We start from the raw sequence: 26,703 nt of genomic DNA, 5'->3' as shown, positions 1-26,703 counted from the left end.
CCAGGGGCCACAAACGGTGCGGCACCACCCCTACCCACCCTCGGCCGGCAGCCGGAAGGTGATGTCGGCCGTCGTCCCGGTGGGGGTGCAGTCGAGTTCGACCGCGGTGCTGAGCGCCCGCATCAGCACCAGGCCCCGCCCACCATTGCCGGGGTTGACCTCCGGTGGCTTCCACGAGCCCTCGTCGGTGATCCGGGCGCGGATTTCGCCATCGGCAAGTTCGACGTCGAGCAGCATCGTGCCCAGCGGTTGTCCGGTGTACGCGTGCTCGACGCAGTTCGTGCAGGCCTCGTTGACCACCAGCACGATGTCGGCGGCCAATTCGTCCGGCACGTCGGCGGTGCGCAGCCATTCGGCCAACCGATGCCGGATGCCGACCAACCGCGCTGCGCTGGCCTCGTTTTCGATCCGAAGCGGGGACTGCTGGTGCCGGTAGATCACCATCGCCACATCGTCGTCATACCCCGCCGCGGGGGCCAGCTCCCTCAGGACCGCATCGGCGACGGAGTCCAACGGCAACGTCGTCGTCTTCGCCAGAACCGCTGCGGCGCGATCTATCCCGTCATCGATGGACTCGTGTTTGCGCTCGACCAGCCCGTCGGTGAACAGAATCAGGGTAGAGCCGGGCGGCAACACGCGGCTGGTCTGCGGGCGGGGTTCGGGGCGGCGGACCGCGAGCGGCACCGACGAGGCATCGGTCAACATCGACGTCGTCCGCGGCTCGGACCCGACGAGCACGGCGGGCATGTGGCCGGCGTTGCTGTATTGCAGGACACCGGATTCGGTGTCGAGGATCGCCAGGAAAACGGTGGTGCAGTACGCGTTCGGAATGAGCGATGCCGCCGAGTCGAGTTGCTCGAGCAGCAGCGCGGGCTCGGCCCCGTTGATCAACAGGGCCCGCGCCGAGCTGCGTAGCTGGCCCATGACCGCCGCGGCCGGCAGCCCGCGACCCACGCAGTCACCGACGACGATGCCGATGCGATGGTCGCCGATCGGCAGCACGTCATACCAGTCGCCGCCGATTTCCAGGGGCGGGACCGCGGGCTCGTAGCGCACGGCGAAGCCCGGCGGCGGCTGCATCGTCGGCAACAGGGCACGCTGCAGGGTCAGCGATGTCTCACGGGCGCTTTCGAATTGGCGGACGTGCTGCATCGCCAGGCTGAGGTGGCCGATGAGCACGGTAACCAGCAGCCGGTCTTCGGCGCTGATCCAGCGCGGCGTGCGCAGCTCCAACCACAACGCCAGGTCGCCCGCGCCGGAGAGCACGGCCACCAATCCGTGTGCCTTGCCGGGATTGTCGGGTCGCTCGACCGTTTTGGCGGTGAGCGGCAGCTGGTGACGCGCGTCCTCGAAGGTATGGCGCAACCACGGATCCAGGCTGCGCCAGGAGGTTTTGGACGTCTCGCCCGCCACCTGGACGGTCGGTTCGCCGTCGCCGTTCGGCCAGAAGATCGCGACCACCCGTTTTACGTCGATCGCCGTGCTGCACTCGTCGAGGGTGATGGACAGCAGCTCGTCCACGCTTTTGGCCACCGCCACCGCGGTCGCCAGGCGCAGGACCGCGCTTTCCCTTGCGGCGAAGGCCCGTTCGGCGGTGATGTCACGGATAGTCCCCACGAAGACGTTTTGGTCGCTGCCGCTGCCCTGAACGGCGTTGATGCTGACCGTCACCCAGACCAGGTGCCCGTCGCGGTGCCGAATCGGCGTCTCGTAGGCGGTGGTGCCGATGCTCTGGACCAGCGCCTGCTGTTGGGTGGCGCCCTTTTGGTCGACCAACCACGGGTGGGGCCAGCGGTAGGGCAGGCCCTCGGCTGGATAACCGAGGATCTCGATCAGGGCGTTGTTCATCTCGATCACGGAGCCCTCGTGATCGGCGACGAAAAACCCCTCCTGCAACGAATTGACAACTGCGGTACGGAATTTGTCGCGGTCGGCCAGCCCCTCGGCGCGGGCGCGCTCGCGCGCGAAGCGCCTGGTGCCGTCCAGGAAGCCGCGGGTGGCGATGTCGAGCGGGACCAGCAGCTGCAACAGGAATTCCAGCGCGATCGGCGCGTCTATCTGGATGTCCTTGGCCAGATCGAGGATCAGCTGGACGTGCCGCTCGATGATCGCGAGCAGGCTGACTTCCTCCTGCAGGGCTCGGCGGCCGAGCTCATACGCGGTCGCCAGGCTGTCTTCGTCACGCGCCTCCATGTAGGTGCGCAGCGCCGCGGCGTACTGGGCGTGGAACTCGTCGCTGTCACTCATGTCGAGACACCCCGATGACGAGCGGTGAGCACCATGGCATCGTCGGTTTCTTTGGCGTCCTTACCGAGTAATTCTTCGGCGATGACGACGGCGGTGGCCGAGAAGTCGATGTGGTCAAGGTAGTTTTCGGCGATCCCGTCTGTGCTTATCACGAGCAGGTCTCCCGGCCGGATCGAGATAACTTGCGCCGGTCTGATTTCCGGTATGCGGTAGCCGACGATTCCCGCGATAAGCCGTGCGCTGGATCGGATTTGGACGCCGGTCGGGGACTTGGCCACCAGGTCGGCGCTGACGTTGCCGACGCCGGTCCAGGTCAGCGTGTTGGCGGCGAAGTCCACCCGTGCCAACGTCATCGCCACCCCTCTGGTGCCCTCCAGCAAACGATGGCAAAGCTGGATCAATACTTCGAGCCGCTCCGAACTGGAGCGTTTGACCGCTTCGATGGCGCACAGCGCAGCGGCCGCGGCATCCGGACCGTGGCCGAGACCGTCCACCACGCCGAACAGCGCGGCTTCGCGGCCGATGTCGACGGCGAGACCCCGATCACCCGAGACATACTCGCTGGGCAACGGGCGGCCCGCCCTTGCCCACTCGATCGGACCGAACCGGCCGTTGTCACGCATGGGGAGGGACCCATTTCCACATCTCGACGACCGTCCCCCGGCCGAGCGCGGACTCCACGAGCAACCTGTCCATCAGCCGGCGGGAGCCCGGTAGGCCCATCCCCAGCCCACGCCCGGTCGAATACCCGTCTTCCATTGCCCGCTCGATGTCCGCGATGCCCGGTCCCTGATCCTCGGCCCGCACCACCAGGGCCTTGTGGCCCTCCCGGTCGGCCACGAAGACCCGGACGCTGCCGCGGCCGGCGTAGCTGGTGATGTTTCGCGCGATCTCGGAGATCGCCGTCGCGATCATCGTGACGTCGGTGAGGGAGAATCCCAGGTCGAGTGCGAGTTGGTGTCCGGCTTTGCGAGCTTCGACGATGTCGTCGGAATTGTCGATGGCGACGACGATATCAGTCGCCACCATCGCGCCCGATCATCGGTTTCCGCTGCGTCAGTTGACGATTCAGCAGGGCGAGGCCTTCTTCGAGGTCCAGCGCCGTATTCATGTCGTCGAACGCCAAACCCAGCTGGACCATCGCGAAGGCCACTTCCGGCTGCAGGCCGACGATCACCGTGTCCGCGCCACGCAGCCGCGTCATGTGCGCAATGGTCCGCAGCGACCGGGCCGCGAACGAGTCCATCACGTCGATGGCGGTGACGTCGACGATGATGCCCTGCGCGCGGAACCGGCTGACCCGCTCCATCAGGTCATAGCGGAGCCGCTCGGCGTCGGAGTCGCTGAGCGCGGCCTGGACTGAGGCGATGAGGATCGCACCCTGTTTCAGGATCGGTACGGGCATGGCGCGCTCGTGTTCCTCGTAGCTATCCTGGCTGCTCGCCGGTGCGAGTGACCTCGTAGCCCAGCAGGCGTTCGGCTTCCTCGATGCCGCCCTGCAGGTCGCCGACGGCGTTCATCTTCGACAGGTCCAGCCCGATGGTCACCAGCGTCAGGGCGATTTCGGAGGACAGGCCGGTGATGATGACGCTGGCGCCCATCAGCCCCGACGCGTCGACCGTCTGCACCAGGTGGTTGGCCACCGTGGAGTCGATGGTCGGCACACCGGTGATGTCGATGACCACCACTTTCGCGCGGTTCGCGCGGATGGCCCTCAGCAGTTGCTCGGTGACCTGGCGGGCGCGCTGAGAATCGAGCACACCGATGATCGGCAGAATAAGCAGCTGTTCGCGCACCTGCAGCACCGGCGTCGACAGCTCGCGGATGGCCTCCTGCTGCTGGCGGATGATGCGCTCGCGTTCCTGCACGAAGCTGACCGCCACGGTGTTGGCGATGCGGTTGGCCGCCGGTTCGTAGGCGTCCAGAACCCGATTGAGCATCTCGAATTCGGTCTGGTACTTCTCGAACAACGAGCGCGCCAGCACGTCGCGCAGCAACAACACGATGCCGACGACCTCGTCCGTTTCCACGCCCCGCGGAATGATGCGCTCGGACAGGTCGCGGGCGTAGGCCTGCAGCGCCTCGACGCTACCGGTCTCGAGCACCTCCACGTAGTTGTCGTAGACGGCAGTCGCCTCGGAGAACAGCTCCTCCGGCGTCATCGCGGTGAGCAGTTCGGCCTCGGTGATTCTGCGCGCCCACTCCTCGCGCAGCACGGTGCGGTTCTGCCGCAGGTGCTGGACGAGCTGTGGCAGCAGGCCCTCGCTGGAAATGCTGACCGCCTGCGCGGTGGCCGCGCCGCTGAACTCCGCCGGCGAATCTGACATGTTGCCTCCCGAGTGCCGGTCCGCACCCCGCTGTGTGCAGGCTCGATTTTGCGAGACTAGCCTGGGTTGTCGCGGGGCAGGTGTTGAGGGCATATTCTTCTCGCAGTTCGCAACGCAGGCTAGGCTTGCACCACACCTGAAGCCCAGGACAAAGGATCGCCATTGTCAGCTCCTGATTCGATTACCACCTTGGTCGAGGACCACGATGGGGTGTCCGTGGTCAGTGTGAGCGGCGAAATCGATCTGGTCACGGCGCCGGCCCTGGAACAGGCCATCGGCGCGGTTGTCGCGGAGAGCCCAACGGCACTGGTCATCGATCTCTCCGCGGTGGAATTCCTCGGTTCGGTGGGTCTGAAGATCCTGGCTGCGACGTACGAGAAGCTGGGCAACGCGACCGGATTCGGGGTGGTTGCGCGCGGCCCGGCGACCAGGCGGCCGATTCACCTGACCGGGCTGGACAAGACGTTCCCGCTGTACCCGACGCTGGACGACGCGTTGACCGCGGTGCGGGACGACAACATCAGCCGGTAGTCGCCGCTGCGCGTGGTTGCGCGACAAGGTTTTTGACAATAGCCGGGGTCCCGTTGCGATATATGGTTTCCAAATTGGCGGGCGCCGAAATCAATTCACATTGCGAAAGCGGATAACGAATTCCGCGACCCTTCGGCGTGAAACGGCGCTGGCGCATGCGACAGGTGCGATGATCACGCCTATGGACGTCGATAATCCGCAAGACGACCAGCGGTGGGACAGCCACGAGCGTGGCGAAACCGAAATCCAACGGCTGGACCGCAATTGGAACAGCCTGCTGCAGGAGCTGCGCGTCGTGCAGACGGGCGTGCAGCTGCTCACCGGTTTCCTGCTGACCCTGCCGTTCCAGCAACGTTTCGACGTCCTGGCCCCGCTCCTGCGCGACGCCTATCTCGCGACGGTGGGGTGCTCGGTCGGCGCGACAGTGCTGCTGATCGCCCCGGTGGGCATGCACCGGATGCTCTTCCGGCGCCATCGTCTCCAGGTGCTGGTGTCCGCCGCGCATCGCTGCGCGTATGCGGGCCTGGCGCTGCTCGGCCTCGCCCTGACCGGGGTGACGATCATCGTGTTCGCGGCGGTGGCCGGCCGCGGGCCGGCCCTGATCGCGGGAGCGTGTGCGCTGACGCTCTTTACGTTCTTCTGGTGGTTGCTACCGATTCTGCTCCGCACCCGCGGCATGTAGCGCGAGTTCGGCGATGCGGGTCGAGTCCAGATGCTCGAGCAGGTCTTGTGGATCGGCGAAGATCGGTGCCGAGCCCGCCGCCTGCAGCTCCTCGCGCGCGATGCCACCGCTGAGCAGCCCGATGCAGGGCAATCCGGCGCCCGCCGCGGCATGGGCGTCCCACACCGCGTCCCCGACGAACACGGCATGGTCGGCATCCACCCCGGCCCGGTCCAGCGCGACCTGCACGATGCCGGGTTCGGGCTTGGCGGTGTCGACGTCACGCGAGGACGTCGTTTCGGAGATGACGTCGTCGCAGTCGAGGACCTTGCGCAGGATCTCCAGCTCGTCGTCGGGTGCCGAGGTGGCCAGCACGACCTGCAGCCCCAGCTCCGCGACGCGGCGCAGCAGCGCGCGGGCACCCGGTAGCGGCGCGAGCAGCGGGGTGCTCTCCCGGTAGTAGCGGCTGTGCCCGTCGCTCAGCCGCTCCTGGACCTCGTCCGGGGCGTCGTTGGAGAGCGTTCGCACCAGCGTGGAGCCGTCCATGCCGATGCACCGGTGGATCTGCCAGGCGCTGACGGGCAGGCGCTCGGCGTCGAAGGCGCGTAGCCACGCGTGGACGTGAAGATAGTTGGAGTCGACCAGGCTTCCGTCGACGTCGAACAGAACGGCGGGTTTCATCTGCGCGGCATACCCAGGCCGGGGCCGGCTGACACCGGCATGCCGCGTCGTTTGGGTTCGGGGATGGGGGGTAACCGCGAAGCGTTGTCCGCGAATCGGCTGCGGCTCCCTAGCCGCCGGGTCGGGCGGCGGCCCGATCGGCGAACCGCATGTCGCATGAATCACCCTGATACACAGACTTTCTCACGAGAGTGGCTGCTGCGCACGCACCGACGGGTGCGCGACGCCGAACTTGCTTGGCACGCCGCGAATTCCGATGAGCCCGCCCCGCCGCCGACTAGTTGACCGCTGTGAGCTAACCAACACCGACCAGCGCGAATTCGCCCGCCGAGACGTTTAATCGCGGCGATGACCGGGTAAAAGCCGATCATGGTCGCGCCCGTTTCGTTACGAGCAGCAAACTACTCGGTCGAGTACGAGCGTGATTTCCCCCTGCTCGGTCTCGCGGCCGTGGTGGTCTGGGCCCTCAGTCTGGCAGTCGGGCTGTTCGAGCTCCTGTTTGGGCACGAAGGGGTCGCGATCGTCGCGCTGACCGTGTCGGTCGTCGCGCCGTGGCTGGGCCTGGCCCTCGCGCATTACCCCGCGATCGCCAGGCGGCTGAGGCGGCTCACTGGCCGGCGGCGTGACTTTCTCGGGCCGGTCGGTGTAACTCGCGCCTGAATGGGGTACTGCCTGCGCCACGGGTGAGTACAGCAAAGTGCGTCAACCCGGGCTCATCAGCAGGAAGGAACTGCCATGGCGACCGCAAGCGACTATGACGCACGCCGGGTCTCCGACTCCGAAACCCAGGACAAATCCCCGATACGCGAGCTAGCCCCGACGCTGCAGGGGTCCGCCACCACGGTGGTCGACGAGGATCCCAACGATGTGCACTTCTTCGAGCTTCCCGGCGCCGACCTGTCCGGCGAGGAACTGTCGGTGACGGTGATTCCCCAGCGGTCCGACGAGTTCATGTGCTCGAGCTGTTTTCTGGTCCAGCACCGCAGCCGGTTGCACAGCTCGAGCGGGGGCATCTCCATCTGCGCCGACTGCGCCTAGCGCCGCAATGGCGGGGGCGGAATCGTTGGCGCACAACCGATTCAGGCTTGTGACCACTCGCGTTGACACACGGCGCAACGCCGGGTGACCATCGCCCAGTCGGGTTCGTCCTTGACGGGCTCGCGGATCAGGTGCGTGGATAAGTCGCCACAGCCGGGGCAGGGACAGACGGCGCGGTAGGGCTCGACCGGCTGGTCTTGCATCAGCCGCAGGTTTTCCGCCCGCGAGAACGGCACGATCGCCAACGACTCGGGGCGGGGAGTGGGGTGCGGATTGTCGAACCACAACAGGCCGCAGGTCACGGTCGCCACCGCCGTGAAGACGGCCAGGATCATCGTCGGGATGTCCCACGGCCAGTTCGGCGGGAGGGGCGTCACCACGAGAACAACCAGCACCGCGGAGATCAGCGCGCCGATGACGGTGCCGGGTTTAGCGAATCGGTAGCCGCCGACGTTCAGCGCTTCCCACGCCTGGATCTCCTGCTGTCGCCGGGCGATCTCCGCCAGGGTGGGGTGACCGGGACTACGGACCGGCGCCGGCGAATCAGCAAATCCGGTGACCTTGGGGCCGACCCCGCGTGGCTCGCCCTGCTCGGGCGGCGGGCTTACCAGCGCCATGCGGGCAGAGCTTAACGGCAAAGCCGCGACGCCGCAGTGTCAAACTCGGCGTTCGGCTGTCACGCCAGCTAATACAACTGGGTCGGGGTGGCGGGATTCGAACCCACGGCCTCTTCGTCCCGAACGAAGCGCGCTACCAAGCTGCGCCACACCCCGCTTGAAGCTTCGACAGCCTATCGCACCGGCCCATCGGCTGGCCAAACCGCGGCGTGGCGGCTCATTGCCAGAGGCAGGAGCGCTCGAACTGCGCCAGGGCCTCGGCGGGACCGCTCGGATCGAGTCCCTGCGCGCTGACCCACTCGTCGCTGAAGTAGGTGTCGTGGTATCGGTCGCCGCTGTCGGCGAGCAGCGTGACCACCGAACCGCTGCGCCGCTGGGCGACCAGCTCGGCGAGCAAGCCGAAGGCGCCCCAGAGGTTGGTACCCGTCGACGGCCCCACGCGGCGCCCGAGAACGGCGCTCACGTGCCGGGCGGCGGCGATGGACGCCGCGTCGGGCACCGACACCATGCGGTCGACCACACCGGGCAGGAACGACGGCTCGACCCGCGGCCGGCCGATGCCCTCGATCCGAGACGAGACGGGCATCGTGACGTCGTAGCGGTCGTCGGCGTAGGCCGGAAAGAACGCGGAGTTTTCCGGGTCGACGACGCACAGCCGGGTCGTGTGCCCGCGGTAGCGGATGTAGCGGCCGATCGTCGCGCTGGTGCCGCCGGTGCCCGCGCCCACCACGATCCATTCCGGGATGGGATGCGTCTCTTCGCCCATCTGCTCGAAGATCGACTCGGCGATGTTGTTGTTGCCCCGCCAGTCGGTGGCGCGTTCGGCGTTGGTGAACTGGTCCAGGTAATGCCCACCGGTGTCGCGGGCGACGCGCTCGGCCTCGGCGTACACCTCCGAAGAGTTCTGCACGAAATGGCAACGGCCGCCCTGGGCTTCGATTAGCGCCACCTTGGCCGAGCTGGTGGACGCCGGCATCACGGCGACGAAGGGCAGGCGCAGCAGGGCCGCGAAATACGCCTCCGACACCGCCGTCGAACCCGACGAGGCCTCGACCACCGTGGTGCCCTCGTCGATCCACCCGTTGCAGAGCGCGTACAGGAACAAGGAGCGGGCCAGCCGGTGCTTGAGGCTGCCGGTGATGTGCGTGGTCTCGTCTTTGAGGTACAGCGCCACCTGAGCGCCGGGGCCATCCGAGCCCCACGCCGACGGCAGCGGGTAGCGCAACAGGTGCGTGTCGGCGCTGCGGCGCGCGTCGGCGTGGATCAGCCGGACCGCGCTGTCCGTCCAGCACCGCGAGCGGCTGCGGACCGCGATCCGGGTCCGCTCGGTCAACGCACCGAAACTGTTGGCTGCGAACGGCTTAGGTCGCTGGCCGAATCGCGGCCGCCCATCGGGGTGGCGATCAACGTCAGCAGGGTGGCCTCGGGCCGGCAGCAGAAGCGCACCGGCGCGAACGGTGAGGTGCCGATGCCGGCGGAGACGTGCAGCTGCATGTTCGCGCCCCACCGGGACGGGCCCTTCGCCCGGGTCCGGTCCAGGCCACAGTTGGTCACCAGGGCGCCGTAGAGCGGCAGGCAGACCTGGCCGCCGTGGGTGTGGCCGGCCATCACCAGTTGGTAGCCGTCGGCGGCGAAGCGGTCCAGCACCCGCGGCTCCGGGGAATGGGTCAGCCCGAGTCGCAGGTTCGCGGCCGGGCTGGCCGGGGCCGCGATCGTCTCGTAGCGGTCCCGGTCGATGTGCGGGTCGTCGACGCCGGCGGCCGCGACGTGCAGGCCGGCCACCTCGAACTCGCGCCGCGTGTGGGTGAGGTCGAGCCAGCCGCGCTCGGTGAAGGCCGCGCGCAGGTCCTGCCAGGGCAGCGGCTCACCGCGAACCCGGTGCGACGGGTTGGTCAGATAGTTCAGCGGGTTCTTCAGGCGCGGACCGAAGTAGTCGTTGCTGCCGAAAACGAAGACACCCGGCCGCGACAGCAGATCCCCGAGGGCCTGCACCACCGCGGGCACCGCCTTGGGGTGGGCCAGGTTGTCGCCGGTGTTGACCACCAGGTCCGGCTCCCAGTTGCTCAGCTCGCGCAGCCATGCCTGTTTGCGGCGCTGATTGGGGAGCATGTGGAGATCGCTGATATGCAGCACCCGGAGCGGCGTCGAACCGGGCGCCAAGACGGGCATGGTTATCTCGCGCAGGACGAAGGCGTTGCGCTCGACGACGGCGGCGTAACCGATGCCGGCGACGGCCGAACCGAGTGCGGCGGCACCGGTGCGAATCAGCGTGGGCAAAACATCAGCCATGCTGGCAGCCTACTGCCGGTTGCGCTTTGGCAACGCATACCTTGCGCCACAGCACCAAAGATGGCGGCCTACGGAGGCGGCTGCCCCGGCGCGGGCGGCGGCGGCGCCAACAGCGGAATGGTGATCGGGGGCAGACCCGGGATCTCCACCACCTGTGACCCGACCGGCGGCGGCCCGCCCTCGGGCGGCGGCGGAGGAGCCGGCGGGATGCCGTTGCTGACCTGGATGGTGATGATCGACCCCGGGATCGTTGCGCCGCTCGGCGTGGTTCCGACCACCTCGCCCTGCTTCGCGGTGCTGTTGACGAAGTTGTTCTGGTCGGCGACCTGGAAGCCCGCCTCCTTGAGGCGCGAGCGGGCCGCGTCGATGTCCAGGCCGGCGACGCTCGGCACCCGCGACCCGGGCGACCCGTCGACGTACCGGGGATCGGTGGGCGGCAACTGCACCGGCCCGAAATTGGTGGCGATCGGCTTCATCGCCGTGAACCAGGTGCGGGCCGGCTCGTTGCCGCCGTACAGGTCGCCCTCGCCGCAATGGCGCAGCGGCGACGAACACAGGTCCGTCGGCGTCGTGGAGTCGTCGTAGATGTAGTTGGCCGCCGCATAGTGGTTGGTGAATCCCACGAAGCCGGAGGAACGGTGCGCCTCGGTGGTGCCCGTCTTACCGGACACCGGCAGCGTCCAGCCCGCCGCACCGGCGGAGCCGGAGGCCGTGCCGCCGCCCACCGCGTCCTTGCTCATCGCGTTGGCCATGGTGTTCGCCAGGCCTTCGGGCACCACCTGGTCGCAGGTCTCGGTGGTCACCGCGACCTCGTTGCCGTGCCGGTCGATCAGCTTGTCGATGGGGTTCGGCGGGCACCACGTGCCGCCGGAGGCGAGCGTGGCGGCGACGTTGGACAGCTCCAGCGCGTTCACCTCGATGGGGCCCAGGGTGAACGAGCCGATGTTCTGCCGTTTGACGAAGTCGGCCAGGCTCTCGTTGCTGTCGGGGTTGTAGTCGCGGGCGGTGCCGGGATCGGCGTAGGAGCGCAGGCCCAGCTTGATCGCCATGTCCACCGTGCGGGTGACCCCGACCTGCTGAATCAGCTTGGCGAACGCGGTGTTCGGCGAGGTGGCCAGCGCCTCGGTGACGTTCATCGAGCCGCGGTAGTTGCCGGCGTTGACCACGCACCAGGTGTCCTTGGGGCAGCCCTTGGCCCCGCCGCTCCCCATGCCCTTGGCCTGGAATCGGCTCGGTACCTCGAGCGTGGCGTTGGTGCCCATGCCCATGTCCAGGGCGGCGGCCGTCGTGAAGATCTTGAAAACGGACCCCGCGCCGTCGCCGACCAGCGAGAACGGCTGCGGCCGCATGGTTTCACCGGCGTCGAGGTTCAGGCCGTAGGTGCGGTTGCTGGCCATCGCCATCACCTTGTGCGACGTCTTGCCGGGCTGAATCACGCTCATCACGCTGGAGATGCCGGGCAGGGTCGGGCTGGCGAACTGGTCGATGGCCGCCTTCACCGGGATCTGCACGTCCGGGTCCAGCGTGGTGCGGATCAGGTAGCCGCCGCGGGCCACCTGTTCTTTGCTGATGCCGGCGCGGGACAGGTACTCCTGGACGTAGTCGCAGAAGAATGCGCGATCGCCGGCCGCGATGCAGCCCCGCGGCAACTCGTTGGGCTGCGGCAGCACACCCAGGGGGGTGGCCTTGGCGGCGCGCAGGGCGTCGGCTTCCTGGGGGATGTTCTCGATCATGGTGTCCAGCACCAGGTTTCGCCGCGCCAGCGCACCCTCGGGGTTGGTATAAGGGTTCAGCGCGCTGGTCGACTGCACCATGCCCGCCAGCAGCGCCGCCTGTTGCCAGTTCAAGTCCGAGGCGTTGATGCCGAAGTAGGTCTGGGCCGCGTCCTGCACGCCGAACGAACCGTTGCCGAACGACACCAGATTCAGGTAGCGGGTCAGGATCTCGGGCTTCGTGAAGGTCTTGTCCAGCGTGAGCGCCATCCGGATCTCGCGCAGCTTGCGGGCCGGGGTGGTTTCCACGGCGGCGCGCTTCTCGGCGTCGGTCTTCGCCGTCACCAGCAACTGGTAGTTCTTGATGTACTGCTGCTCGATGGTCGAACCGCCACGGGTGTCGACGTCGCCGCGCGCGTAGCCCGCCAGCCCGGTCAGCGTCCCCTTCCAGTCCACCCCGTTGTGGTCGGCGAACCGCTTGTCCTCGATGGACACGATCGCCAGCTTCATCGTGTTGGCGATCTTGTCGCTGGGCACCTCGAAGCGGCGCTGGGAGTACAGCCAGGCGATGGTGTTGCCCTTCGCGTCGACCATCGTCGACACCGCGGGCACCTCGCCCTCGAGGAGTTGGGCCGAGCCGTTGGCGACGACTTCGGAGGCCCGGTTGGACACCAGTCCCAATCCGCCCGCGAACGGAAACATCAGCGCCGTGGCGACGACGCCGGCCAGCAAGCAATACCCGGCAAGCTTCAAAATCGTGAGAAGGGCCGGGGGGCGGTCTGACATGGCTACTACAGTAGCGGCCCCCAGTCACGCCGCCACGCTGCGAGTTCACCCCCTTTTTACCCCCGTCATTGACCTGCGCTTTACTGCCGTGAGTGCGATAAAATTTGCGCGTGCGTCAGTGTTTGCGCCCCCGCGCACGTGTGCAAGATCACTTCGATCGCCGGCCCTTCTGAGACGAGACGGCACGCCCGTCCCAAAAAAAGCGTTATCGGACTGTTGCGCAATTGCCTGCTGACCACCTAACTTAGACACACGGTGAGATTCAGGTAACACCGATGTACACAGTGTGGCGTAGATCGCAGGTGTGGATCTGCACCCCAGGAGGGCGGTCGTGAGAGCGGCCGGTAGGGAAGGGAACAGTTCGTGTCAGGAACACGGCCTGCGGCGCGTAGGACAAACATTGCGGCCGCACAAGGGGTACTCCGCAGCGTTGATGCCGAGGAACGGATCGCCTGGGTCTCCCAAGCACTGTGCCGGACCACGGACCCGGACGAACTCTTCGTTCGAGGGGCCGCCCAACGCAAGGCCGCCGTCATCTGCCGGCACTGCCCGGTCATGCAGGAGTGCGGGGCGGACGCGCTGGACAACAAAGTCGAGTTCGGCGTCTGGGGCGGCATGACCGAGCGTCAGCGCAGGGCCCTGCTCAAGCAACACCCGGAAGTGGTGTCCTGGTCGGACTTCTTCGACAAGAGCAGAACCCGCAACGTCGGCTGACCGAGTTCGGCCGGGCCCCTAGCGCAGGGGCCCTTGGGCCGTGGCGCGGGCCGCGTCGTCACCCGTCGACGTGATCTGATCGGCGAGCGCGCGCAATGCCTCCAGGTCCGAGACGTCGAATGGCAGCGAGGGAACGCCGATCATCGGCACGTGCGGATTGGCACCGGTGAACCGCGACAGCAACCTGATCTCCCGCTTGGCGGTCTGCGCGCGGTCTGCGTGAATCCTCAGCACGGCCCCGGCCAGCGAGGCCGCCTCGGAACCCGGCTCGGCCGCCAGCGTTTCGATTCCGTCGATCGCCCGCTCGGCGGGCAACGAGCACAACGTCGGGTGGGTGCGGTTCAAGACCAGCCCGGCCAGGGGCATGCCTTCGGTGGACAGCCGGTCGACGAAGAAGGAGGCCTCGCGCAGCGCGTCGGGTTCGGCCGCCGACACCACCACGAACTGCGTGCCGCGCCTCTTCAGCAGCGAGTACGTCCGATCCGCCTTCTCCCGGAAACCGCCGAAGGTGGCGTCCAGCGATTGCACGAAAGCCGCCGCGTCGCTCAGCATCTGTGAGCCGAGCACGGTGGACATCGCCTTCATCGCCAAACCCATTGCCCCGGTGACCAATCGGCCGATGCCGCGGCCGGGCGCGAGCAGCAGCCGCCACAGCCGGCTGTCCATGAAGCTGCCCAACCGCTTGGGCGCGTCCAGGAAGTCCAGCGCGTTGCGCGACGGCGGGGTGTCCACCACCACCAGGTCCCAACGATCCTCGGCCAGTAGCTGGCCCAGCTTCTCCATCGCCATGTATTCCTGCGTGCCGGCGAGCGAGCTGGCGACCGTCTGATAGAACTGATTGTCCAGAATCGCTTGCGCCCGGCCGTTTCCGGAGTACTGGACCACCATCTCGTCGAACGTGCGGCGCATGTCGAGCATCATCGCGTGCAACTCGCCGGGAACCTCGGACGCCAGCGGCACCCGCTGCGGGGTGTTGCCGAGGTCGTTGACCCCCAGCGCTTGAGCCAGCCGCTTGGCCGGGTCGATCGTCAAAACGCATACGTTGCGTCCGTATTCGGCCGCGCGCAACGCCATCGCGGCGGCGGTGGTGGTCTTGCCCACCCCGCCGGCGCCGCAGCACACCACGACCCGGTTGGTCGTGTCGGCCAAGATCGAGGCCATGTCAAGCCTATTCGGCGTGGTGCTCATCGAACCCCCTGCTGTGCAAGCGATTCCGAAAGCTCATAGAGGCTTCCGAGGTCGACGCCGTCGGAGATCGCCGGCAGTTCCAGCCGCGGCACCTGCAGCGCGTCGAGTTGCTGTGCGATCTCGGCCCGCGCGGCGATGACGGTCGCGTGCTCGATGGTCTCGGTCAGCAGTCCCGCGAACTCGGTGTCGTTCAGCTTGATTCCCGCCATTTCCAGCCCCGCCCGCACCGAGTCTGCGTCGACGTGCCCCTCGGCGGCCTTCGCCAGGTCGGCGGGCTGCAGATAAGACGCGATGTTGCGATTCACGATCACGCTACCGATCGGGAGCTCCATCTCGGCGAGTTCCTCGATGGCTTCCAGGGTTTCCTGCACCGGCAACGCCTCCAGCAGGGTGACCAGGTGGATGACCGTCTGCTCGGAGTGCAACAGCTTCACCACCCCCTCGCTCTGCGAGTGCACCGGGCCGCCCTTGGCCAGATCCGACACAGCCTTGGTGACATCCAGGAAGCGGGCGATCCGTCCCGTCGGTGGTGCGTCTACGACGACCGCGTCGTAGACGGGGTTCTTGGTCCCCTTGTTCAGCCGCACCACCGATTCCTTGATCTTTCCGGTGAGCAGCACGTCGCGCAGGCCGGGCGCGATCGTCGTCGCGAACTCGATGGCGCCGATGCGCCGCATCGCCCGCCCGGCGATGCCGAGGTTGTAGAACATGTCCAGGTATTCCAGGAACGCGGCCTCGATGTCGATTGCCAGCGCGTTGACCTGACCGCCGCGTTCGGCGGTCGCGATCTTGACCTCCTGGTAGGGCAGCGGCGGGACGTCGAAGAGTTGCGCAATGCCTTGCCGCCCTTCGACTTCCACCAGAAGGACCTTGCGGCCCCCGGCTGCCAGGGTCAGTGCCAGTGCGGCCGCTATCGTCGACTTGCCCGTGCCGCCTTTACCGGTGACGAAATGCAGGCGGGCCTTTGAGAGCCGCGCCGGCCAGCCGACGGCGCTACCGCCGCTCGATGTGTTTGCCACCTTCGCATGCTAGCCCGACCGGCGTCCGGCCCCCGGGCAGGCCAGAGCCGTTCACATCCGACCGATAAGCTCGCGCCATGAGCCAACCGATCGCATGGGAATACGTCACCGTCCCGCTGCTCACGCACGCCACCAAACAGATTCTCGACCAGTGGGGTGCCGACGGCTGGGAGTTGGTGTCCGTACTGCCCGGGCCAACCGGTGAGCAACACGTCGCGTATTTGAAGCGCCCCAAGTAGATGACTGCTTCCGCCCGGCTCGCCGAACTCGGGGTCGCGCTTCCGGAGGTGGTGGCGCCGCTGGCCGCCTATGTGCCCGCCGTGCGGACGGGCAACCTGGTGTACACCGCCGGTCAGCTGCCGCTGCAGGCGGGACAGCTGGCCGGGACCGGCAAGGTCGGGGCGCAGGTCAGCTTGGAAGAAGGCAAGGCGATGGCGCGGATCTGCGCGCTCAACGCCCTCGCGGCCGTCGATTCGCTGGTGGGCATCGACGCGGTGACCCGAGTGGTCAAGGTCGTCGGCTTCGTCGCCTCCGCTCCGGGTTTCAACGGCCAGCCGAGCGTCATCAACGGCGCTTCGGAGCTGCTCGCCGAGGTGTTCGGCGAGGACGGCGCACACGCACGGTCGGCCGTCGGCGTTTCCGAGCTGCCGCTGGATGCGCCGGTCGAAGTGGAGCTGATCGTGGAGGTCGGCTCGCGATCGTGACCGATGCGCCGGAGTCGCCGAGTCATCCCGCATACGGCACCCTGCGGGCGGTCACCGACACTGCCTCGGTTCTGTTGGCCGACAACCCCGGGTTGATGACGCTCGAGGGCACCAACACGTGGGTGCTGCGCGGCAAGGGCAGCGACGAGTTGGTCGTGGTGGACCCCGGGCCCGACGACGACGACCACATCGCCCGGGTCGCCGAGTTGGGCCGTATCACGCTGGTGCTCATCAGCCACCGGCACGGCGATCACACCGACGGCATCGACAAGCTGGTCGAGCGGACCGGCGCGACCGTGCGGTCGGCGGGCAGCGGGTTTCTGCGCGGCCTCGGCGGTCACCTCACCGATGGTGAGGTGATCGACGCGGCCGGCCTCAAGATCCGGGTGATGGCCACCCCCGGCCACACCGCCGACTCGTTCTCGTTCGTGCTCGACGACGCCGTCCTCACCGCCGACAGCGTGCTGGGCCGCGGCACCGCCGTCATTGATTCCGAAGACGGCAGCCTGGCCGACTACCTGGAATCGTTGCGGCGCTTGCGTGGTCTGGGGCGACGTACGGTGCTGCCGGGCCACGGGCCCGACCTGCCCGACCTGCAGGCCGTCGCGTCCGGCTACCTGGTGCACCGGCAGGAACGGCTGGAACAGGTGCGCGCCGCGTTGCGGGACATCGGCGACGACGCCACCGCGCGCCAAGTCGTCGAACACGTCTATGTAGACGTCGACGAGAAACTCTGGGACGCGGCCGAATGGTCCGTTCAGGCGCAGCTGGACTATTTGCAGCGCTGAACTCGCGCCGAAATCGCCGCTATCGCGGAAAAGTTCGAGTGAACGTGTCGAAAACGTCGATCTCGACGCAATTCGCGCGCTTACCTCGCGCGCCTCGCGAGCCTTTCGGAGTCCGAAATCAGCACACTCTTGCCTTCCAGACGGATCCAGCCGCGGTGGGCGAAATCGGCCAGCGCCTTGTTCACCGTCTCCCGGGACGCCCCCACCAGCTGGGCGATCTCCTCCTGGGTCAGGTCGTGGGTGACGCGCATGGCGCCACCCTCCTGGGTGCCGAACCGCTGGGCGAGCTGCAGCAGCTGCTTGGCCACCCGGCCGGGCACATCGGTGAAGATGAGGTCGGCCAGATTGTTGTTGGTGCGGCGCAGCCGGCGGGCCAGCACCCGCAGCAGCTGCTCGGCGATCTCGGGACGGTCGGCGATCCACGCCCGCAACGCGTCGCGGTCCATCGACACGGCGCGCACTTCGGTGATGGTGGTGGCGCTGGAAGTCCGTGGGCCGGGGTCGAAAATAGACAACTCGCCGAACATGTCCGACGGGCCCATGATCGTCAGCAGGTTCTCCCGGCCATCGGGTGAGCGACGGCCGATCTTGACCTTCCCCGAGACGATGATGTACAGCCGATCACCCGGCTCGCCTTCGGCGAAGACCGTGTGCCCACGGGGAAAGTCGACGGGTTGCAGTTGCTTGGTCAGCGCGGCGACCGCGCCGGGCTCAACCCCTTGGAAGATTCCTGCCCTTGCCAGGATCTCGTCCACGTTGCCTCTTCAGCTTTCCAATGATTTGTGTACGGGCAGGTTAATCCCTTGCTCGCGTGATGAGTCTAGCGGTAGGACATTTTGTCCAACGTGCAACGCTACACACGATTGACGTGTCGAGTGGCCTTAAACTGCGGATTGATCTGCGAATGCGCTTGTATTCGCGTCGGCAATGTCAGCTCGGCAGGGTCAATGAAGCTGGCGGCAAACGACGGCGCCGCATGCCGCGGCCCGGCCGTCAGCCCGGCCAGCGCGGCCTCGGAAAGTTCCCGGGCCTCGCGCCGGTGCAGAAATTCCACCGCCTCCGGCATGCCCTCCCGGGCCAGGGTGCGCACGTCGACAAGTTCGGCGTACTCGAAAAGCTCGGTGACCGCGAGCATGGTGACGTCTTCGCGGGCGAGCCCCCGTTCGAGCCGCCCCAATCCGAGCGCCGCCAGCATCAGCAACGCCGGAACGCAGGCCACCAGCAACCACGACACAAGGAGAGTAAACATGGACTTCAATCAACACGTGGTCTCGGCGAGATCACGAAATCAGTACTCTGTCGTAGGTGACAGCGGCAAAGTCGTCCGGGCGCTCGAAGTCCACCTCGGTCCCACCGGGTGGCAACGGTGCACGGCGCTGGTCTGAGGAGACGCGGGCCGGCTTGGTGCGGCGGGCCCGCCGGATGAATCGGGCGCTGGCGCAGGCGTTTCCGGACGCGCACTGCGAGCTGGACTTCACCACGCCGCTGGAGCTGACCGTCGCCACGATCCTTTCCGCGCAGAGCACGGACAAACGGGTGAACCTGACCACGCCGGCGTTGTTCAAGCGGTACCCGTCGGCGCTGGACTATGCGCAGGCGGATCGCGACGAACTGGAAGCCCTGATCCGTCCGACGGGGTTTTTCCGCAATAAGGCGACCTCCCTCATCGGCCTCGGGCAGGCGCTGGTCGAACGGTTTGACGGCGAGGTGCCTTCCACCATGGAGGAACTGGTCACGCTGCCCGGGGTGGGCCGCAAGACCGCCAACGTCATCCTGGGCAACGCCTTTGGCGTCCCCGGCATCACGGTCGACACCCACTTCGCGCGGCTGCTGCACAGGTGGCGCTGGACCAGCGACAAGGACCCGGTGAAGATCGAGCGCGCGGCCGGCGAACTGATCGAACGCAGCGAGTGGACCATGTTGAGCCACCGCGTGATCTTCCACGGCCGCCGGGTGTGCCACGCGCGCAAGCCGGCCTGCGGTGTGTGCGTGGTGGCCAAGGACTGCCCCTCCTTCGGCCTCGGCCCCACCGAACCGCTACTGGCCGCGCCCCTGGTGCGGGGCCCGGAAACCGAGCACCTGCTGGCCCTGGCCGGCCTGTAGGCGCCTACCACCTTGACGCGGACCACGCGCTGGACCATCGCGATCCTCGCGGTGGTGGCGGCGCTGGCGGCGGCCCTCGTCGCCCAGCTGCGCGACGAGTCCGCGCCGGCCCCGAAGCCCGGCACGGCCGTGAGCCCACCCGACCGCGAACACCGCGACGCCGACACGGCGGCCGCGCTGGCGGGTCCGCGGCAACGGGCCGACCTGGCGCCCTGTCCCGCCGCCGGTGATGGCCCGGGCCCCCCCGCGCTGCGCGGTGTCACGGCCGAGTGTGCCGCCGACGGTTCGGTTGTCGACGTCGCCCGCGCGCTGGCCGGGCGGCGGGTGGTCCTCAACTTATGGGCGTATTGGTGCGCGCCGTGTGCGGCCGAACTGCCCGCGATGGCCGAGTATCAACGGCGAGTCGGGTCTGACGTGATGGTGGTGACGGTGCATCAGGACGAGAACGAGACGGCCGCGTTGCTGCGGCTGGCCGAACTGGGCGTTCGGCTGCCAACCCTGCAGGACGGTCGCCGGCGGGTCGCGGCGGCGCTGGGCGTGGTAAACGTGATGCCCGCGACGGTGGTTCTGCGGCCGGACGGTAGCGTTGCCCAGATGCTGCCGCGGGCCTTCGACAGCGCCGACGAGATCGCCGCCGCGGTCGGAAATGACAAGGGATAAGCCGAAAATTGGACCGACTGGAGCGCCCCGTGAGTGTTGGGGGTACCCCCCCGCCCGCGGGAGGTGGTAACCGCACCCACGCGCGCGGGACGGTGGCGCTGAGCCCCGACGCCTCCCCGCCGTGGCTGCGCCCCCTGGTCGACAACGTCGAGCGGATGCCGGACGCGTACCGGCGCCGGCTGCCGGCCGACGTGCTGGCGATGATCACCGGCAAGGCCGCGTCGTCTTTGTCGGCGATGCGCGGCAGCGGTCGCGAAGCCGCAGTCTTGGTGCTGTTCTCGGGCCCGGAGACCGCGCCGGCCGACGGCGGAGTCCCCGACGACGCCGACCTCCTGGTCACCGTGCGGGCCTCGACCTTGCGCCACCACGCCGGCCAGGCGGCGTTTCCCGGCGGCGCCTCCGATCCCACCGATGACGGCCCGGTCACCACCGCCTTGCGCGAAGCCCAGGAGGAAACCGGGATCGACGTTTCGCGGTTGCGTCCCTTGGTCACCATGGAGCGCACGTTCATTGCGCCGTCGCGGTTTCACGTCGTCCCGGTGCTGGCCTACTCACCGGATCCCGGGCCGGTGGCCGTCGTCAACGAGGCCGAAACCGCGATCGTGGCGCGAGTTCCGTTGCGCGCCTTCATAAACCCGGCCAACCGGCTGATGGTCTACCGGGGTGACCTCGGCCGCCGGTGGGCCGGCCCGGCGTTTCTGCTGAACGAGATGCTGGTCTGGGGATTCACTGGCCAGGTGATCTGTGCGATGCTCGACGTCGCCGGCTGGGCCCAGCCCTGGGACATCACCGACGTCCGCGAGCTGGACGCGGCGATGGCGCTGGTCGGCGAGCAGGGCGGCCCCACCCGATGAACATGAACTCGATGACCCCGTCACAGTGGCTTGACGTGGCCGTGCTGTCGGTCGCCTTCATCGCGGCCGTATCGGGCTGGCGTTCCGGCGCGGTGGGGTCGCTGTTCTCGTTCGTGGGTGTGTTGCTGGGCGCGATCGCGGGCGTGCTGCTGGCGCCCCACCTCGTCAGCCACATCGCCGCGCCGCGGGCCAAGTTGTTCGCCGCCCTCTTCCTGATCCTGGCGCTGGTCGTCGTCGGCGAGGTCGCGGGAGTGGTGCTGGGGCGGGCGGTTCGCGGCGCGATCCGCAGCCGCACGATCCGGACGGTCGACTCGTTCATCGGGGTGGGCGTCCAGCTCGTGGTGGTGTTGACCGCGGCGTGGTTGTTGGCGACGCCGCTGACCCAGTCCAAGGACCAGCCCGAGCTGGCCGCCGCGGTCCGCGGCTCGCGGGTGCTGGCCCAGGTCAACGAGGTCGCCCCGCCGTGGCTGAAGACGGTGCCCAAGCGGTTGTCGGCATTGCTGAACACCTCCGGCCTGCCGGCGGTGCTGGAGCCGTTCAGCCGGACTCCGGTGATTCCGGTCGCCTCGCCCGATCCCGCGCTGGCCAGCAATCCGGTGGTGCAGGCCACCGCGGCCAGCGTCGTCAAGGTTCGCAGCCTGGCGCCGAGCTGTCAGAAAGTGTTGGAGGGCAGCGGATTTGTGATCGCTCCCGACCGTGTGATGACCAACGCGCACGTGGTGGCCGGTTCCAACAGCGTGCAGATCTACGCCAGCGGCAGTCCCCTGGACGCCACCGTGGTTTCCTACGATCCGTCGGTCGACATCGCTATCCTTGCCGTCCCCAACCTGCCGCCGCAGCCGCTGGCCTTCGCGTCGGCCGAGGCGAAAACGGGCACAAGCGTTGTGGTGCTGGGGTATCCGGGCGGCGGTAACTTCACCGCGACCCCGGCCCGCATCCGCGAGGTCATCAAGCTCAGCGGACCCGACATCTACCGCGACCCCGCGCCGGTAACCCGCGACGTCTACACCATCAGAGCCAATGTGGAACAAGGCAATTCGGGTGGGCCGTTGATCGACCTCAGCGGTCAGGTGCTCGGCGTGGTGTTCGGCGCGGCCGTCGACGATCCCGACACCGGCTTCGTGTTGACGGCCGACGAGGTGGCCAGTCAGCTCGCCAAAATCGGTGACACTCAGCAGGTGACCACCGGGGCCTGCGTCAGCTGACCACGTAGTCGATGAATTTCATCAAGTGTCTGTTGATTTCCTCAGGCACCTCTTCGTGGCTGAAATGCCCTGCACCGTCGATGGATACGTAACGCCCCTGCGGAGCATAGCGCCGCGTGCGGTTGACCGGGTCGGCCAGCACGTAGGGATCGGCGTCGCCGCGCAGGTGCAGCAGCGGCACGCTGAGTTGCCGGCCCATCGATTTCATGAAGCGGCGGCCTTCGTCACGCAGCTGACTGCGCACCGCCCAGCGCTGGTACTCCAGAGCGCAGTGCGCCGCCGACGGAATCTGGATGGCCATCCGCAGGTAACCGATGGATTCGGAAAAGTCCTCGGAGGCAACCCATTTGGGGCAGCTACGGCTGCGGACCAGGCGCTCGATCTCCGCCGCGTTGTCGCGGGTCAGCAGGCGCTCCGGCCAGATCGGCACTTGATAGCGCAGTAACGTCGGCAGCAGTGCATACCCCTGGTCGCGCCGGGTCAGCGTGGACCGGCGCAGCGCCGCCGGGTGCGGCGAGCTGATCAGCGCGATGGCCGACACCAATCGCGCGTGCAGCAGCGCGGTGGCCCAGCAGGCCAGCCCGCCGTCGGCGTGACCGACGAGCATCGCCGACGAGTGTCCCAGCGCCCGAATGAGGCCGGCCGTGTCGCCGGCCAGCGTCCAGCCGTCGTAGCCGCGGGGCGGCTTATCGCTGCCGCCGTAGCCGCGCAGGTCGACTGCTACCACCCGCGCCCCGGTCAGTCCCCGCAATTGATGACGCCACGACCACCAGAACGAACCGAAACCGTGCAGCAGCATCACCAGCGGCCCGGCCGTGGGCGGTGCGGTCGTGTCAGCGCCGGTGGGTAGGGCCTCGACCACGTGGAACCGGATGCCGTTGGCGTGCACGTCGAAATGGCGCCACGGCCCGTCGATGCGGGTTACCGACGGATCCGGCGGTGCCATTTACCAACCCGATGGATCGGTTTCGGGCTTTTCGTGCCTGCCACGGTCGGCGAGCTGCTTGGGGGCGCCCTGCGCCTTGTCGTGGCCCGGGGTGAGCGCGGTGCGCGTCTCCTTGACCGATTCGATCGTCTCCCGCGGTCCCCGGATCCGGCGCACCTTGAGGAAGCCCAGCAGGGCCAGCAGCGCCCCGACCACCACCTGGACCGCGAACACGATCAGGAACGCCACCCAGCGCCAGAGCCAGGTGTCGAGCAGTTCGGCGACGAAGAAGAAGAAAAAGAACGTGGAGTAGAACAGCACCACCAGCGCGGCGATGAAGAAGACGCTGCCGGTCAAGCCCTTTTTCACGTCCCGGGTGATCTCCGCCCGCGCCAATTCGACCTCGGCGCGCACCAGCGTGGAGACCTGCGTGGTGGCGTCCTTGATCAGGTCACCGATCGAGGGCTCGGCGGGCCGGGCGTGCGGGTCGGTCAGGGGGATCGTGGTCAGGGTGCTGGGCACACCGTTCTTGCCATCGGGTTTGCTCACAGACGGTCCCCTCTTTCGTCACTGCCCGGCGCTGTCGTCGCGGTTCATGTTGCCATGCGGCGTGATGCCAGACGAGGCCAGCCGAAGGCGGCGGCCGGCCCGGCGCCTGTCGGAGGTCGACCGGCGGCGTCGCGAGGGCGTTCAACCAGATGCCCACGCGGACAGTTTCCAAACCTCTATGGGGTCAGCGAGCCGCCGTGCCGTGGGGTTTCATTCCGCTCAGATGCGCAACGGGCACAACGGGAGCGGTCGGTGCGGGCCTTCGGCCGCGCTGGGCACGGCGAACGGGACGCCCGGCCGACTAGAATGGTCACGCCGGTCCGGGTCCGGCCTGTCGATGGGAGTGGTGCTGTGCAGACGGCGCACCGGTGCTTCGCGGCGGCAATCGCGGCGGTGCTCCTGGTCCTGGTGGGCTGCCCCGCTCGCGCCGCGGCCGCCGATGTCCGGATCCCGATGGGCGGTGGCGCCGGCATCGTGATCAACGGGGACACGATGTGCACCCTGACGACCATCGGGGGCGATGCCGCCGGTGAGCTGATCGGTTTCACCTCCGCGCACTGCGGTGGTCCGGGCGCGCAGGTGGCCGCCGAGGGCGCCGAGAACGCCGGCGTGCTGGGCACCATGGTGGCCGGCAACGACAACCTCGACTACGCCGTCATCAAATTCGATCCCGCCAAGGTGACGCCGACGGCCAACTACAACGGCTTCGCGATCAATGGCCTCGGCCCGGATCCGGCCTTCGGTGAGATCGCCTGCAAGCAGGGCCGAACCACCGGAAACTCGTGCGGGGTCACCTGGGGACCGGGCCAGGACCCGGGGACCATCGTCATGCAGGTCTGTGGCCAGCCGGGGGACTCCGGGGCGCCGGTGACCGTGAACAACCTGCTGGTCGGCATGATCCACGGGGCGTTCAGCGACAACCTGCCGACCTGCGTCATCAAGTACATTCCGCTGCACACGCCTGCGGTCGTCCAGTCGTTCAACGCGGTCCTGGCCGACATCAATGCCAAGCACCGGCCCGGTGCCGGGTTCACGCCGCTACCGGCCTAGCCGGCCTGAGTGCTACTTGGCGGCTTGGATCGCGTCGAAGACGCTGGCGTCGAGCAGCGTCGATGTGTCACCCAGCTCGCGGTTTTCGGCGATGTCGCGCAGTAGCCTGCGCATGATCTTGCCGCTGCGGGTCTTGGGCAGCTCTGGCACCACGTGAATCTCACGTGGCTTGGCGATGGGGGAGATCTCCCGGGCCACCTCGGCGCGCAGTTCGTCGACGACCCCGTCGTGCACCTCGTACTCGGCGCACAAGACGACGAACGCGCAGACGGCTTGGCCCGTGGTCTCGTCGGTCTTCGCGACCACCGCGGCCTCGGCCACCCCGTGGTGACCGACCAGCGCCGACTCCAGTTCGGCGCTCGAGAGCCGATGCCCCGAAACGTTCATCACGTCGTCGATGCGGCCCACCACCCAGATGGCGCCGTCGCGGTCGTAATAGGCGCTGTCGCCCGCGAAGTACCAGCCCTGCTCGGCGAACCGGGACCAGTACGTCTCGACGTATCGGTCGGGATCACCCCAGATGCCGCGCAGCATGGACGGCCACGGTTGATCCAGGACCAGGTAGCCGGTGACGTGCTCGCCCTTGTGGATGCCCGGCACCAGCTCGACGCCGTGGTCGTCGACGATCTTCGCCGAAATGCCCGGCAGCGGCCGCATCGCCGAGCCCGGTTTGGCCGCGGCCACCCCGGGCAGCGGGGAGATCATCGCCGCGCCCGTCTCGGTCTGCCACCAGGTGTCCACGATCGGAAGGCGCTCGGCGCCGATCACTTTGCGGTACCAGCGCCACGCCTCGGGGTTGATCGGCTCGCCCACCGTGCCCAGCAGCCGCAGGCTGGACAGGTCATGGGCGTCAGGGATCTCGCGACCCCACTTCATGAACGTCCGGATCAGCGTCGGTGCGGTGTAATAGATTGTCACACCGTACTTTTCGATGATCTCGAAATGGCGGTGCTGGGTGGGTGAGTCGGGCGTGCCCTCGTAGAGAACCTCGGTGGCGCCGTTGGAAAGCGGGCCGTAGACACCGTAGGTGTGCCCGGTTACCCAGCCGATGTCGGCGGTGCACCAGAACACGTCCGTCTCTGGCTTGAGATCGAAGACGTAGTAGTGCGTGTAGGAGGTCTGGGCCAGGTAGCCGCCGCTGGTGTGCACGATGCCTTTGGGCTTTCCGGTGGTGCCGGAGGTGTACAGCAGGAACAACGGCTGCTCGGCATCGAAGGGCTCCGGCGTGTGATCGGGCGACGCGGCGTCGACGGCGTCGTGCCACCACAGGTCCCGATCGTCGTTCCACGACACGTCGATCCCGGTGCGCCGCACCACCAGAACGCGCTCGACGGGACTGTCACCGTCTGTGCCCGACGCGACCGCCTCGTCGGCCGCGTCCTTCAGCGGTGCCGGTTTGCCGCGGCGGAACTGCCCGTCGCTGGTGATCAGCACCTTGGCCTGCGCGTCGGCGATCCGGGCCCGCAGCGCCTTTGCGGTGAAACCGGCGAACACGACGCTGTGCATGACGCCGAGCCGGGCGCAGGCCAGCATCGCGATCACCGCCTCGGGAATCAGCGGCATGTAGATCGCGACCCGATCACCGGCGACCAGGCCCAGGCCGGTCAGCGCGTTGGCCGCCTTGCACACCTGTGCCTGCAGGTCGGCGTAGGTCAGGCTGCGGCTGTCGCCGGGCTCGCCCTCCCAGTGGATGGCCACGCGGTCGCCGTGGCCGGCCTCCACGTGACGGTCCACGCAGTTGTAGGCGACGTTGAGCTTGCCGTCGGCGAACCACTTGGCGAAGGGCGCCTGCGACCAGTCGAGCACCTCGGTGAACGGCGTCGACCAGGAGAGCCGATTGGCCTGCTTGGCCCAGAAGGCCAGCCGGTCCTCGTCGGCCTCGCGGTAGAGCTCCTCACCCGCGTTGGCCTGTTCGGCGAACGCCGGCGGCGGCGGATACGACGACGGGCCTACGGCGTCTGTGGCGGTCACTGGCTTCCTCCTGGTGTCGAGGCTCGTCAATCGTCAGAGAGCCTAGCCCCACAAGGTGAAAAGCGAAGCTGCAAATCGAAGGTC

General features: G+C 67.8%; 30 protein-coding genes and 1 tRNA gene. 13 read left to right on the top strand and 18 right to left on the bottom strand.

What is annotated here, in order from left to right; all coding sequences use genetic code 11:
• Positions 1 to 30: 30 nt before the first annotated feature.
• The 5 genes from A5750_RS11275 to A5750_RS11255 are packed head-to-tail and all read right to left on the bottom strand — an operon-like array spanning position 31 to position 4,574.
• Positions 31 to 2,247, bottom strand: coding sequence for a SpoIIE family protein phosphatase (locus A5750_RS11275; protein ID WP_067262781.1), 2,217 nt, complete (start codon positions 2,245 to 2,247; stop codon positions 31 to 33).
• Positions 2,244 to 2,870: a SpoIIE family protein phosphatase gene (locus A5750_RS11270; protein ID WP_066955734.1), complete on the bottom strand. Its 627-nt coding sequence runs from the start codon at positions 2,868 to 2,870 to the stop codon at positions 2,244 to 2,246. The genes A5750_RS11275 and A5750_RS11270 overlap by 4 nt, the downstream gene beginning before the upstream one ends.
• Positions 2,863 to 3,273: an anti-sigma regulatory factor gene (locus tag A5750_RS11265; RefSeq protein WP_066956026.1), complete on the bottom strand. Its 411-nt coding sequence runs from the start codon at positions 3,271 to 3,273 to the stop codon at positions 2,863 to 2,865. The genes A5750_RS11270 and A5750_RS11265 overlap by 8 nt, the downstream gene beginning before the upstream one ends.
• The gene (locus tag A5750_RS11260) at positions 3,263 to 3,652 is read right to left on the bottom strand and encodes an STAS domain-containing protein (RefSeq protein WP_066955731.1); all 390 of its coding nucleotides are present in this window, start codon (positions 3,650 to 3,652) and stop codon (positions 3,263 to 3,265) included. The genes A5750_RS11265 and A5750_RS11260 overlap by 11 nt, the downstream gene beginning before the upstream one ends.
• Positions 3,653 to 3,674: 22 nt before the next feature.
• A complete protein-coding gene (locus A5750_RS11255) occupies positions 3,675 to 4,574 on the bottom strand; it encodes an STAS domain-containing protein (protein ID WP_066955729.1) in 900 nt (299 codons plus the stop codon).
• 162 nt (positions 4,575 to 4,736) lie between these two features.
• Here A5750_RS11255 and A5750_RS11250 point away from each other — a divergent pair, with 162 nt between their 5' ends.
• Complete coding sequence (locus A5750_RS11250) at positions 4,737 to 5,105, top strand: STAS domain-containing protein (protein WP_156659645.1); 369 nt, start codon at positions 4,737 to 4,739, stop codon at positions 5,103 to 5,105.
• Between the two features lie 181 nt (positions 5,106 to 5,286).
• Complete coding sequence (locus tag A5750_RS11245) at positions 5,287 to 5,787, top strand: DUF6328 family protein (RefSeq protein ID WP_066956023.1); 501 nt, start codon at positions 5,287 to 5,289, stop codon at positions 5,785 to 5,787.
• Here the strand turns inward: A5750_RS11245 and A5750_RS11240 are convergent.
• Positions 5,755 to 6,447: an HAD family hydrolase gene (locus A5750_RS11240; RefSeq protein WP_067262777.1), complete on the bottom strand. Its 693-nt coding sequence runs from the start codon at positions 6,445 to 6,447 to the stop codon at positions 5,755 to 5,757. The two genes, A5750_RS11245 and A5750_RS11240, sit on opposite strands and share 33 nt — an antisense overlap.
• Before the next feature lie 369 nt (positions 6,448 to 6,816).
• Between A5750_RS11240 and A5750_RS11235 the strand changes: the two genes are divergently transcribed.
• Both A5750_RS11235 and A5750_RS11230 read left to right on the top strand, forming a co-directional pair.
• Positions 6,817 to 7,107, top strand: coding sequence for a hypothetical protein (locus A5750_RS11235; protein WP_067262774.1), 291 nt, complete (start codon positions 6,817 to 6,819; stop codon positions 7,105 to 7,107).
• 75 nt (positions 7,108 to 7,182) lie between these two features.
• Positions 7,183 to 7,485, top strand: a complete 303-nt coding sequence (locus tag A5750_RS11230; RefSeq protein ID WP_066955718.1) for a DUF4193 domain-containing protein — start codon at positions 7,183 to 7,185, stop codon at positions 7,483 to 7,485.
• Positions 7,486 to 7,526: 41 nt separating this feature from the next.
• Here the strand turns inward: A5750_RS11230 and A5750_RS11225 are convergent, their stop codons facing one another.
• The 5 genes from A5750_RS11225 to ponA2 all read right to left on the bottom strand — a co-directional run bounded on the left by A5750_RS11225 (position 7,527) and on the right by ponA2 (position 12,889).
• Positions 7,527 to 8,102, bottom strand: coding sequence for a hypothetical protein (locus A5750_RS11225; RefSeq protein ID WP_066955715.1), 576 nt, complete (start codon positions 8,100 to 8,102; stop codon positions 7,527 to 7,529).
• A gap of 82 nt (positions 8,103 to 8,184) precedes the next feature.
• Positions 8,185 to 8,258: transfer RNA gene (locus A5750_RS11220), tRNA-Pro, on the bottom strand.
• 61 nt (positions 8,259 to 8,319) lie between these two features.
• Positions 8,320 to 9,435, bottom strand: a complete 1,116-nt coding sequence (locus A5750_RS11215; RefSeq protein WP_066955712.1) for a PLP-dependent cysteine synthase family protein — start codon at positions 9,433 to 9,435, stop codon at positions 8,320 to 8,322.
• A complete protein-coding gene (locus A5750_RS11210) occupies positions 9,432 to 10,391 on the bottom strand; it encodes a metallophosphoesterase (protein WP_067262770.1) in 960 nt (319 codons plus the stop codon). The genes A5750_RS11215 and A5750_RS11210 overlap by 4 nt, the downstream gene beginning before the upstream one ends.
• Positions 10,392 to 10,459: 68 nt before the next feature.
• Positions 10,460 to 12,889, bottom strand: a complete 2,430-nt coding sequence (ponA2, locus tag A5750_RS11205) for a transglycosylase/D,D-transpeptidase PonA2 (RefSeq protein WP_067262766.1) — start codon at positions 12,887 to 12,889, stop codon at positions 10,460 to 10,462.
• 363 nt (positions 12,890 to 13,252) lie between these two features.
• Between ponA2 and A5750_RS11200 the strand changes: the two genes are divergently transcribed.
• Positions 13,253 to 13,603, top strand: coding sequence for a WhiB family transcriptional regulator (locus tag A5750_RS11200; RefSeq protein ID WP_067262763.1), 351 nt, complete (start codon positions 13,253 to 13,255; stop codon positions 13,601 to 13,603).
• 18 nt (positions 13,604 to 13,621) lie between these two features.
• On the opposite strand, the gene A5750_RS11195 is transcribed toward A5750_RS11200, so the two are convergent.
• Positions 13,622 to 14,791, bottom strand: coding sequence for an ArsA family ATPase (locus A5750_RS11195; RefSeq protein WP_067262760.1), 1,170 nt, complete (start codon positions 14,789 to 14,791; stop codon positions 13,622 to 13,624).
• Positions 14,788 to 15,810: an ArsA-related P-loop ATPase gene (locus A5750_RS11190; protein ID WP_067262756.1), complete on the bottom strand. Its 1,023-nt coding sequence runs from the start codon at positions 15,808 to 15,810 to the stop codon at positions 14,788 to 14,790. Before A5750_RS11190 ends, A5750_RS11195 begins: the two co-directional genes overlap by 4 nt.
• A 77-nt stretch (positions 15,811 to 15,887) precedes the next feature.
• On the opposite strand from A5750_RS11190, the gene A5750_RS25835 reads away from it, so the two are divergent.
• Genes A5750_RS25835 through A5750_RS11180 form a run of 3 tightly spaced genes read left to right on the top strand, consistent with a single transcriptional unit; the run spans position 15,888 to position 17,302 of the window.
• Positions 15,888 to 16,049, top strand: coding sequence for a DUF4177 domain-containing protein (locus A5750_RS25835; RefSeq protein WP_073871548.1), 162 nt, complete (start codon positions 15,888 to 15,890; stop codon positions 16,047 to 16,049).
• Positions 16,050 to 16,514 (top strand): RidA family protein, encoded by a 465-nt coding sequence (locus A5750_RS11185; RefSeq protein WP_067262753.1) that lies wholly within the window; start codon positions 16,050 to 16,052, stop codon positions 16,512 to 16,514.
• The gene (locus A5750_RS11180) at positions 16,511 to 17,302 is read left to right on the top strand and encodes an MBL fold metallo-hydrolase (protein ID WP_067262750.1); all 792 of its coding nucleotides are present in this window, start codon (positions 16,511 to 16,513) and stop codon (positions 17,300 to 17,302) included. Before A5750_RS11185 ends, A5750_RS11180 begins: the two co-directional genes overlap by 4 nt.
• Positions 17,303 to 17,382: 80 nt before the next feature.
• On the opposite strand, the gene crp is transcribed toward A5750_RS11180, so the two are convergent.
• Together crp and A5750_RS11170 are read right to left on the bottom strand one after the other, a co-directional pair.
• Positions 17,383 to 18,057 carry a cAMP-activated global transcriptional regulator CRP gene (crp, locus tag A5750_RS11175; protein ID WP_044508824.1) on the bottom strand — a complete coding sequence of 225 codons (675 nt, stop codon included), beginning with the start codon at positions 18,055 to 18,057 and terminating at the stop codon, positions 17,383 to 17,385.
• A gap of 98 nt (positions 18,058 to 18,155) precedes the next feature.
• Positions 18,156 to 18,551 (bottom strand): hypothetical protein, encoded by a 396-nt coding sequence (locus A5750_RS11170; RefSeq protein ID WP_066955686.1) that lies wholly within the window; start codon positions 18,549 to 18,551, stop codon positions 18,156 to 18,158.
• 173 nt (positions 18,552 to 18,724) lie between these two features.
• Between A5750_RS11170 and nth the strand changes: the two genes are divergently transcribed.
• From nth to marP, 4 genes are read left to right on the top strand one after another with little or no spacing between them, the layout of a single operon-like run.
• A complete protein-coding gene (gene nth, locus A5750_RS11165; RefSeq protein ID WP_067262746.1) occupies positions 18,725 to 19,405 on the top strand; it encodes an endonuclease III in 681 nt (226 codons plus the stop codon).
• Positions 19,406 to 19,417: 12 nt separating this feature from the next.
• Positions 19,418 to 20,065 carry a TlpA disulfide reductase family protein gene (locus A5750_RS11160; RefSeq protein WP_066955680.1) on the top strand — a complete coding sequence of 216 codons (648 nt, stop codon included), beginning with the start codon at positions 19,418 to 19,420 and terminating at the stop codon, positions 20,063 to 20,065.
• 29 nt (positions 20,066 to 20,094) lie between these two features.
• Positions 20,095 to 20,919 (top strand): CoA pyrophosphatase, encoded by an 825-nt coding sequence (locus tag A5750_RS11155; protein WP_066955677.1) that lies wholly within the window; start codon positions 20,095 to 20,097, stop codon positions 20,917 to 20,919.
• An 11-nt stretch (positions 20,920 to 20,930) separates the two neighbouring features.
• The gene (gene marP / locus A5750_RS11150; protein ID WP_156664312.1) at positions 20,931 to 22,124 is read left to right on the top strand and encodes an acid resistance serine protease MarP; all 1,194 of its coding nucleotides are present in this window, start codon (positions 20,931 to 20,933) and stop codon (positions 22,122 to 22,124) included.
• Here marP and A5750_RS11145 read toward each other — a convergent pair.
• Together A5750_RS11145 and A5750_RS11140 are read right to left on the bottom strand one after the other, a co-directional pair.
• Positions 22,117 to 23,070 carry an alpha/beta fold hydrolase gene (locus tag A5750_RS11145; protein ID WP_067262739.1) on the bottom strand — a complete coding sequence of 318 codons (954 nt, stop codon included), beginning with the start codon at positions 23,068 to 23,070 and terminating at the stop codon, positions 22,117 to 22,119. The two genes, marP and A5750_RS11145, sit on opposite strands and share 8 nt — an antisense overlap.
• Positions 23,071 to 23,598 carry a phage holin family protein gene (locus tag A5750_RS11140; RefSeq protein ID WP_066955668.1) on the bottom strand — a complete coding sequence of 176 codons (528 nt, stop codon included), beginning with the start codon at positions 23,596 to 23,598 and terminating at the stop codon, positions 23,071 to 23,073.
• Between the two features lie 351 nt (positions 23,599 to 23,949).
• Here A5750_RS11140 and A5750_RS11135 point away from each other — a divergent pair, with 351 nt between their 5' ends.
• Positions 23,950 to 24,648, top strand: coding sequence for a peptidase (locus A5750_RS11135; protein WP_066955665.1), 699 nt, complete (start codon positions 23,950 to 23,952; stop codon positions 24,646 to 24,648).
• Between the two features lie 12 nt (positions 24,649 to 24,660).
• Here A5750_RS11135 and acs read toward each other — a convergent pair whose 3' ends face one another.
• Positions 24,661 to 26,619, bottom strand: coding sequence for an acetate--CoA ligase (acs, locus tag A5750_RS11130; protein WP_066955662.1), 1,959 nt, complete (start codon positions 26,617 to 26,619; stop codon positions 24,661 to 24,663).
• Positions 26,620 to 26,703 lie beyond the last annotated feature (84 nt).

It is taken from the genome of Mycobacterium sp. 852002-51613_SCH5001154 (assembly GCF_001667425.1).
In the GTDB taxonomy this organism is placed as follows: Bacteria; Actinomycetota; Actinomycetes; order Mycobacteriales; family Mycobacteriaceae; genus Mycobacterium.
Note: the sequence above shows the minus strand (reverse complement) of the source record. Positions and strands in the feature narration are given on the sequence as shown.

Coding starts and splice junctions, on each gene's coding strand:
- A5750_RS11225 (WP_066955715.1), bottom strand. CDS start 8,102: ATGGCGCTGGTAAGCCCGCCGCCCGAGCAGGGCGAGCCACGCGGGGTC.
- A5750_RS11245 (WP_066956023.1), top strand. CDS start 5,287: ATGGACGTCGATAATCCGCAAGACGACCAGCGGTGGGACAGCCACGAG.
- A5750_RS11255 (WP_066955729.1), bottom strand. CDS start 4,574: ATGTCAGATTCGCCGGCGGAGTTCAGCGGCGCGGCCACCGCGCAGGCG.
- A5750_RS11230 (WP_066955718.1), top strand. CDS start 7,183: ATGGCGACCGCAAGCGACTATGACGCACGCCGGGTCTCCGACTCCGAA.
- A5750_RS11235 (WP_067262774.1), top strand. CDS start 6,817: ATGGTCGCGCCCGTTTCGTTACGAGCAGCAAACTACTCGGTCGAGTAC.
- A5750_RS11260 (WP_066955731.1), bottom strand. CDS start 3,652: ATGCCCGTACCGATCCTGAAACAGGGTGCGATCCTCATCGCCTCAGTC.
- A5750_RS11170 (WP_066955686.1), bottom strand. CDS start 18,551: ATGTTTACTCTCCTTGTGTCGTGGTTGCTGGTGGCCTGCGTTCCGGCG.
- A5750_RS11145 (WP_067262739.1), bottom strand. CDS start 23,070: ATGGCACCGCCGGATCCGTCGGTAACCCGCATCGACGGGCCGTGGCGC.
- A5750_RS11210 (WP_067262770.1), bottom strand. CDS start 10,391: ATGGCTGATGTTTTGCCCACGCTGATTCGCACCGGTGCCGCCGCACTC.
- A5750_RS11270 (WP_066955734.1), bottom strand. CDS start 2,870: ATGCGTGACAACGGCCGGTTCGGTCCGATCGAGTGGGCAAGGGCGGGC.
- marP (WP_156664312.1), top strand. CDS start 20,931: ATGACCCCGTCACAGTGGCTTGACGTGGCCGTGCTGTCGGTCGCCTTC.
- A5750_RS11240 (WP_067262777.1), bottom strand. CDS start 6,447: ATGAAACCCGCCGTTCTGTTCGACGTCGACGGAAGCCTGGTCGACTCC.
- A5750_RS11185 (WP_067262753.1), top strand. CDS start 16,050: ATGACTGCTTCCGCCCGGCTCGCCGAACTCGGGGTCGCGCTTCCGGAG.
- A5750_RS11275 (WP_067262781.1), bottom strand. CDS start 2,247: ATGAGTGACAGCGACGAGTTCCACGCCCAGTACGCCGCGGCGCTGCGC.
- A5750_RS11195 (WP_067262760.1), bottom strand. CDS start 14,791: ATGAGCACCACGCCGAATAGGCTTGACATGGCCTCGATCTTGGCCGAC.
- nth (WP_067262746.1), top strand. CDS start 18,725: ATGAATCGGGCGCTGGCGCAGGCGTTTCCGGACGCGCACTGCGAGCTG.
- A5750_RS25835 (WP_073871548.1), top strand. CDS start 15,888: ATGAGCCAACCGATCGCATGGGAATACGTCACCGTCCCGCTGCTCACG.
- ponA2 (WP_067262766.1), bottom strand. CDS start 12,889: ATGTCAGACCGCCCCCCGGCCCTTCTCACGATTTTGAAGCTTGCCGGG.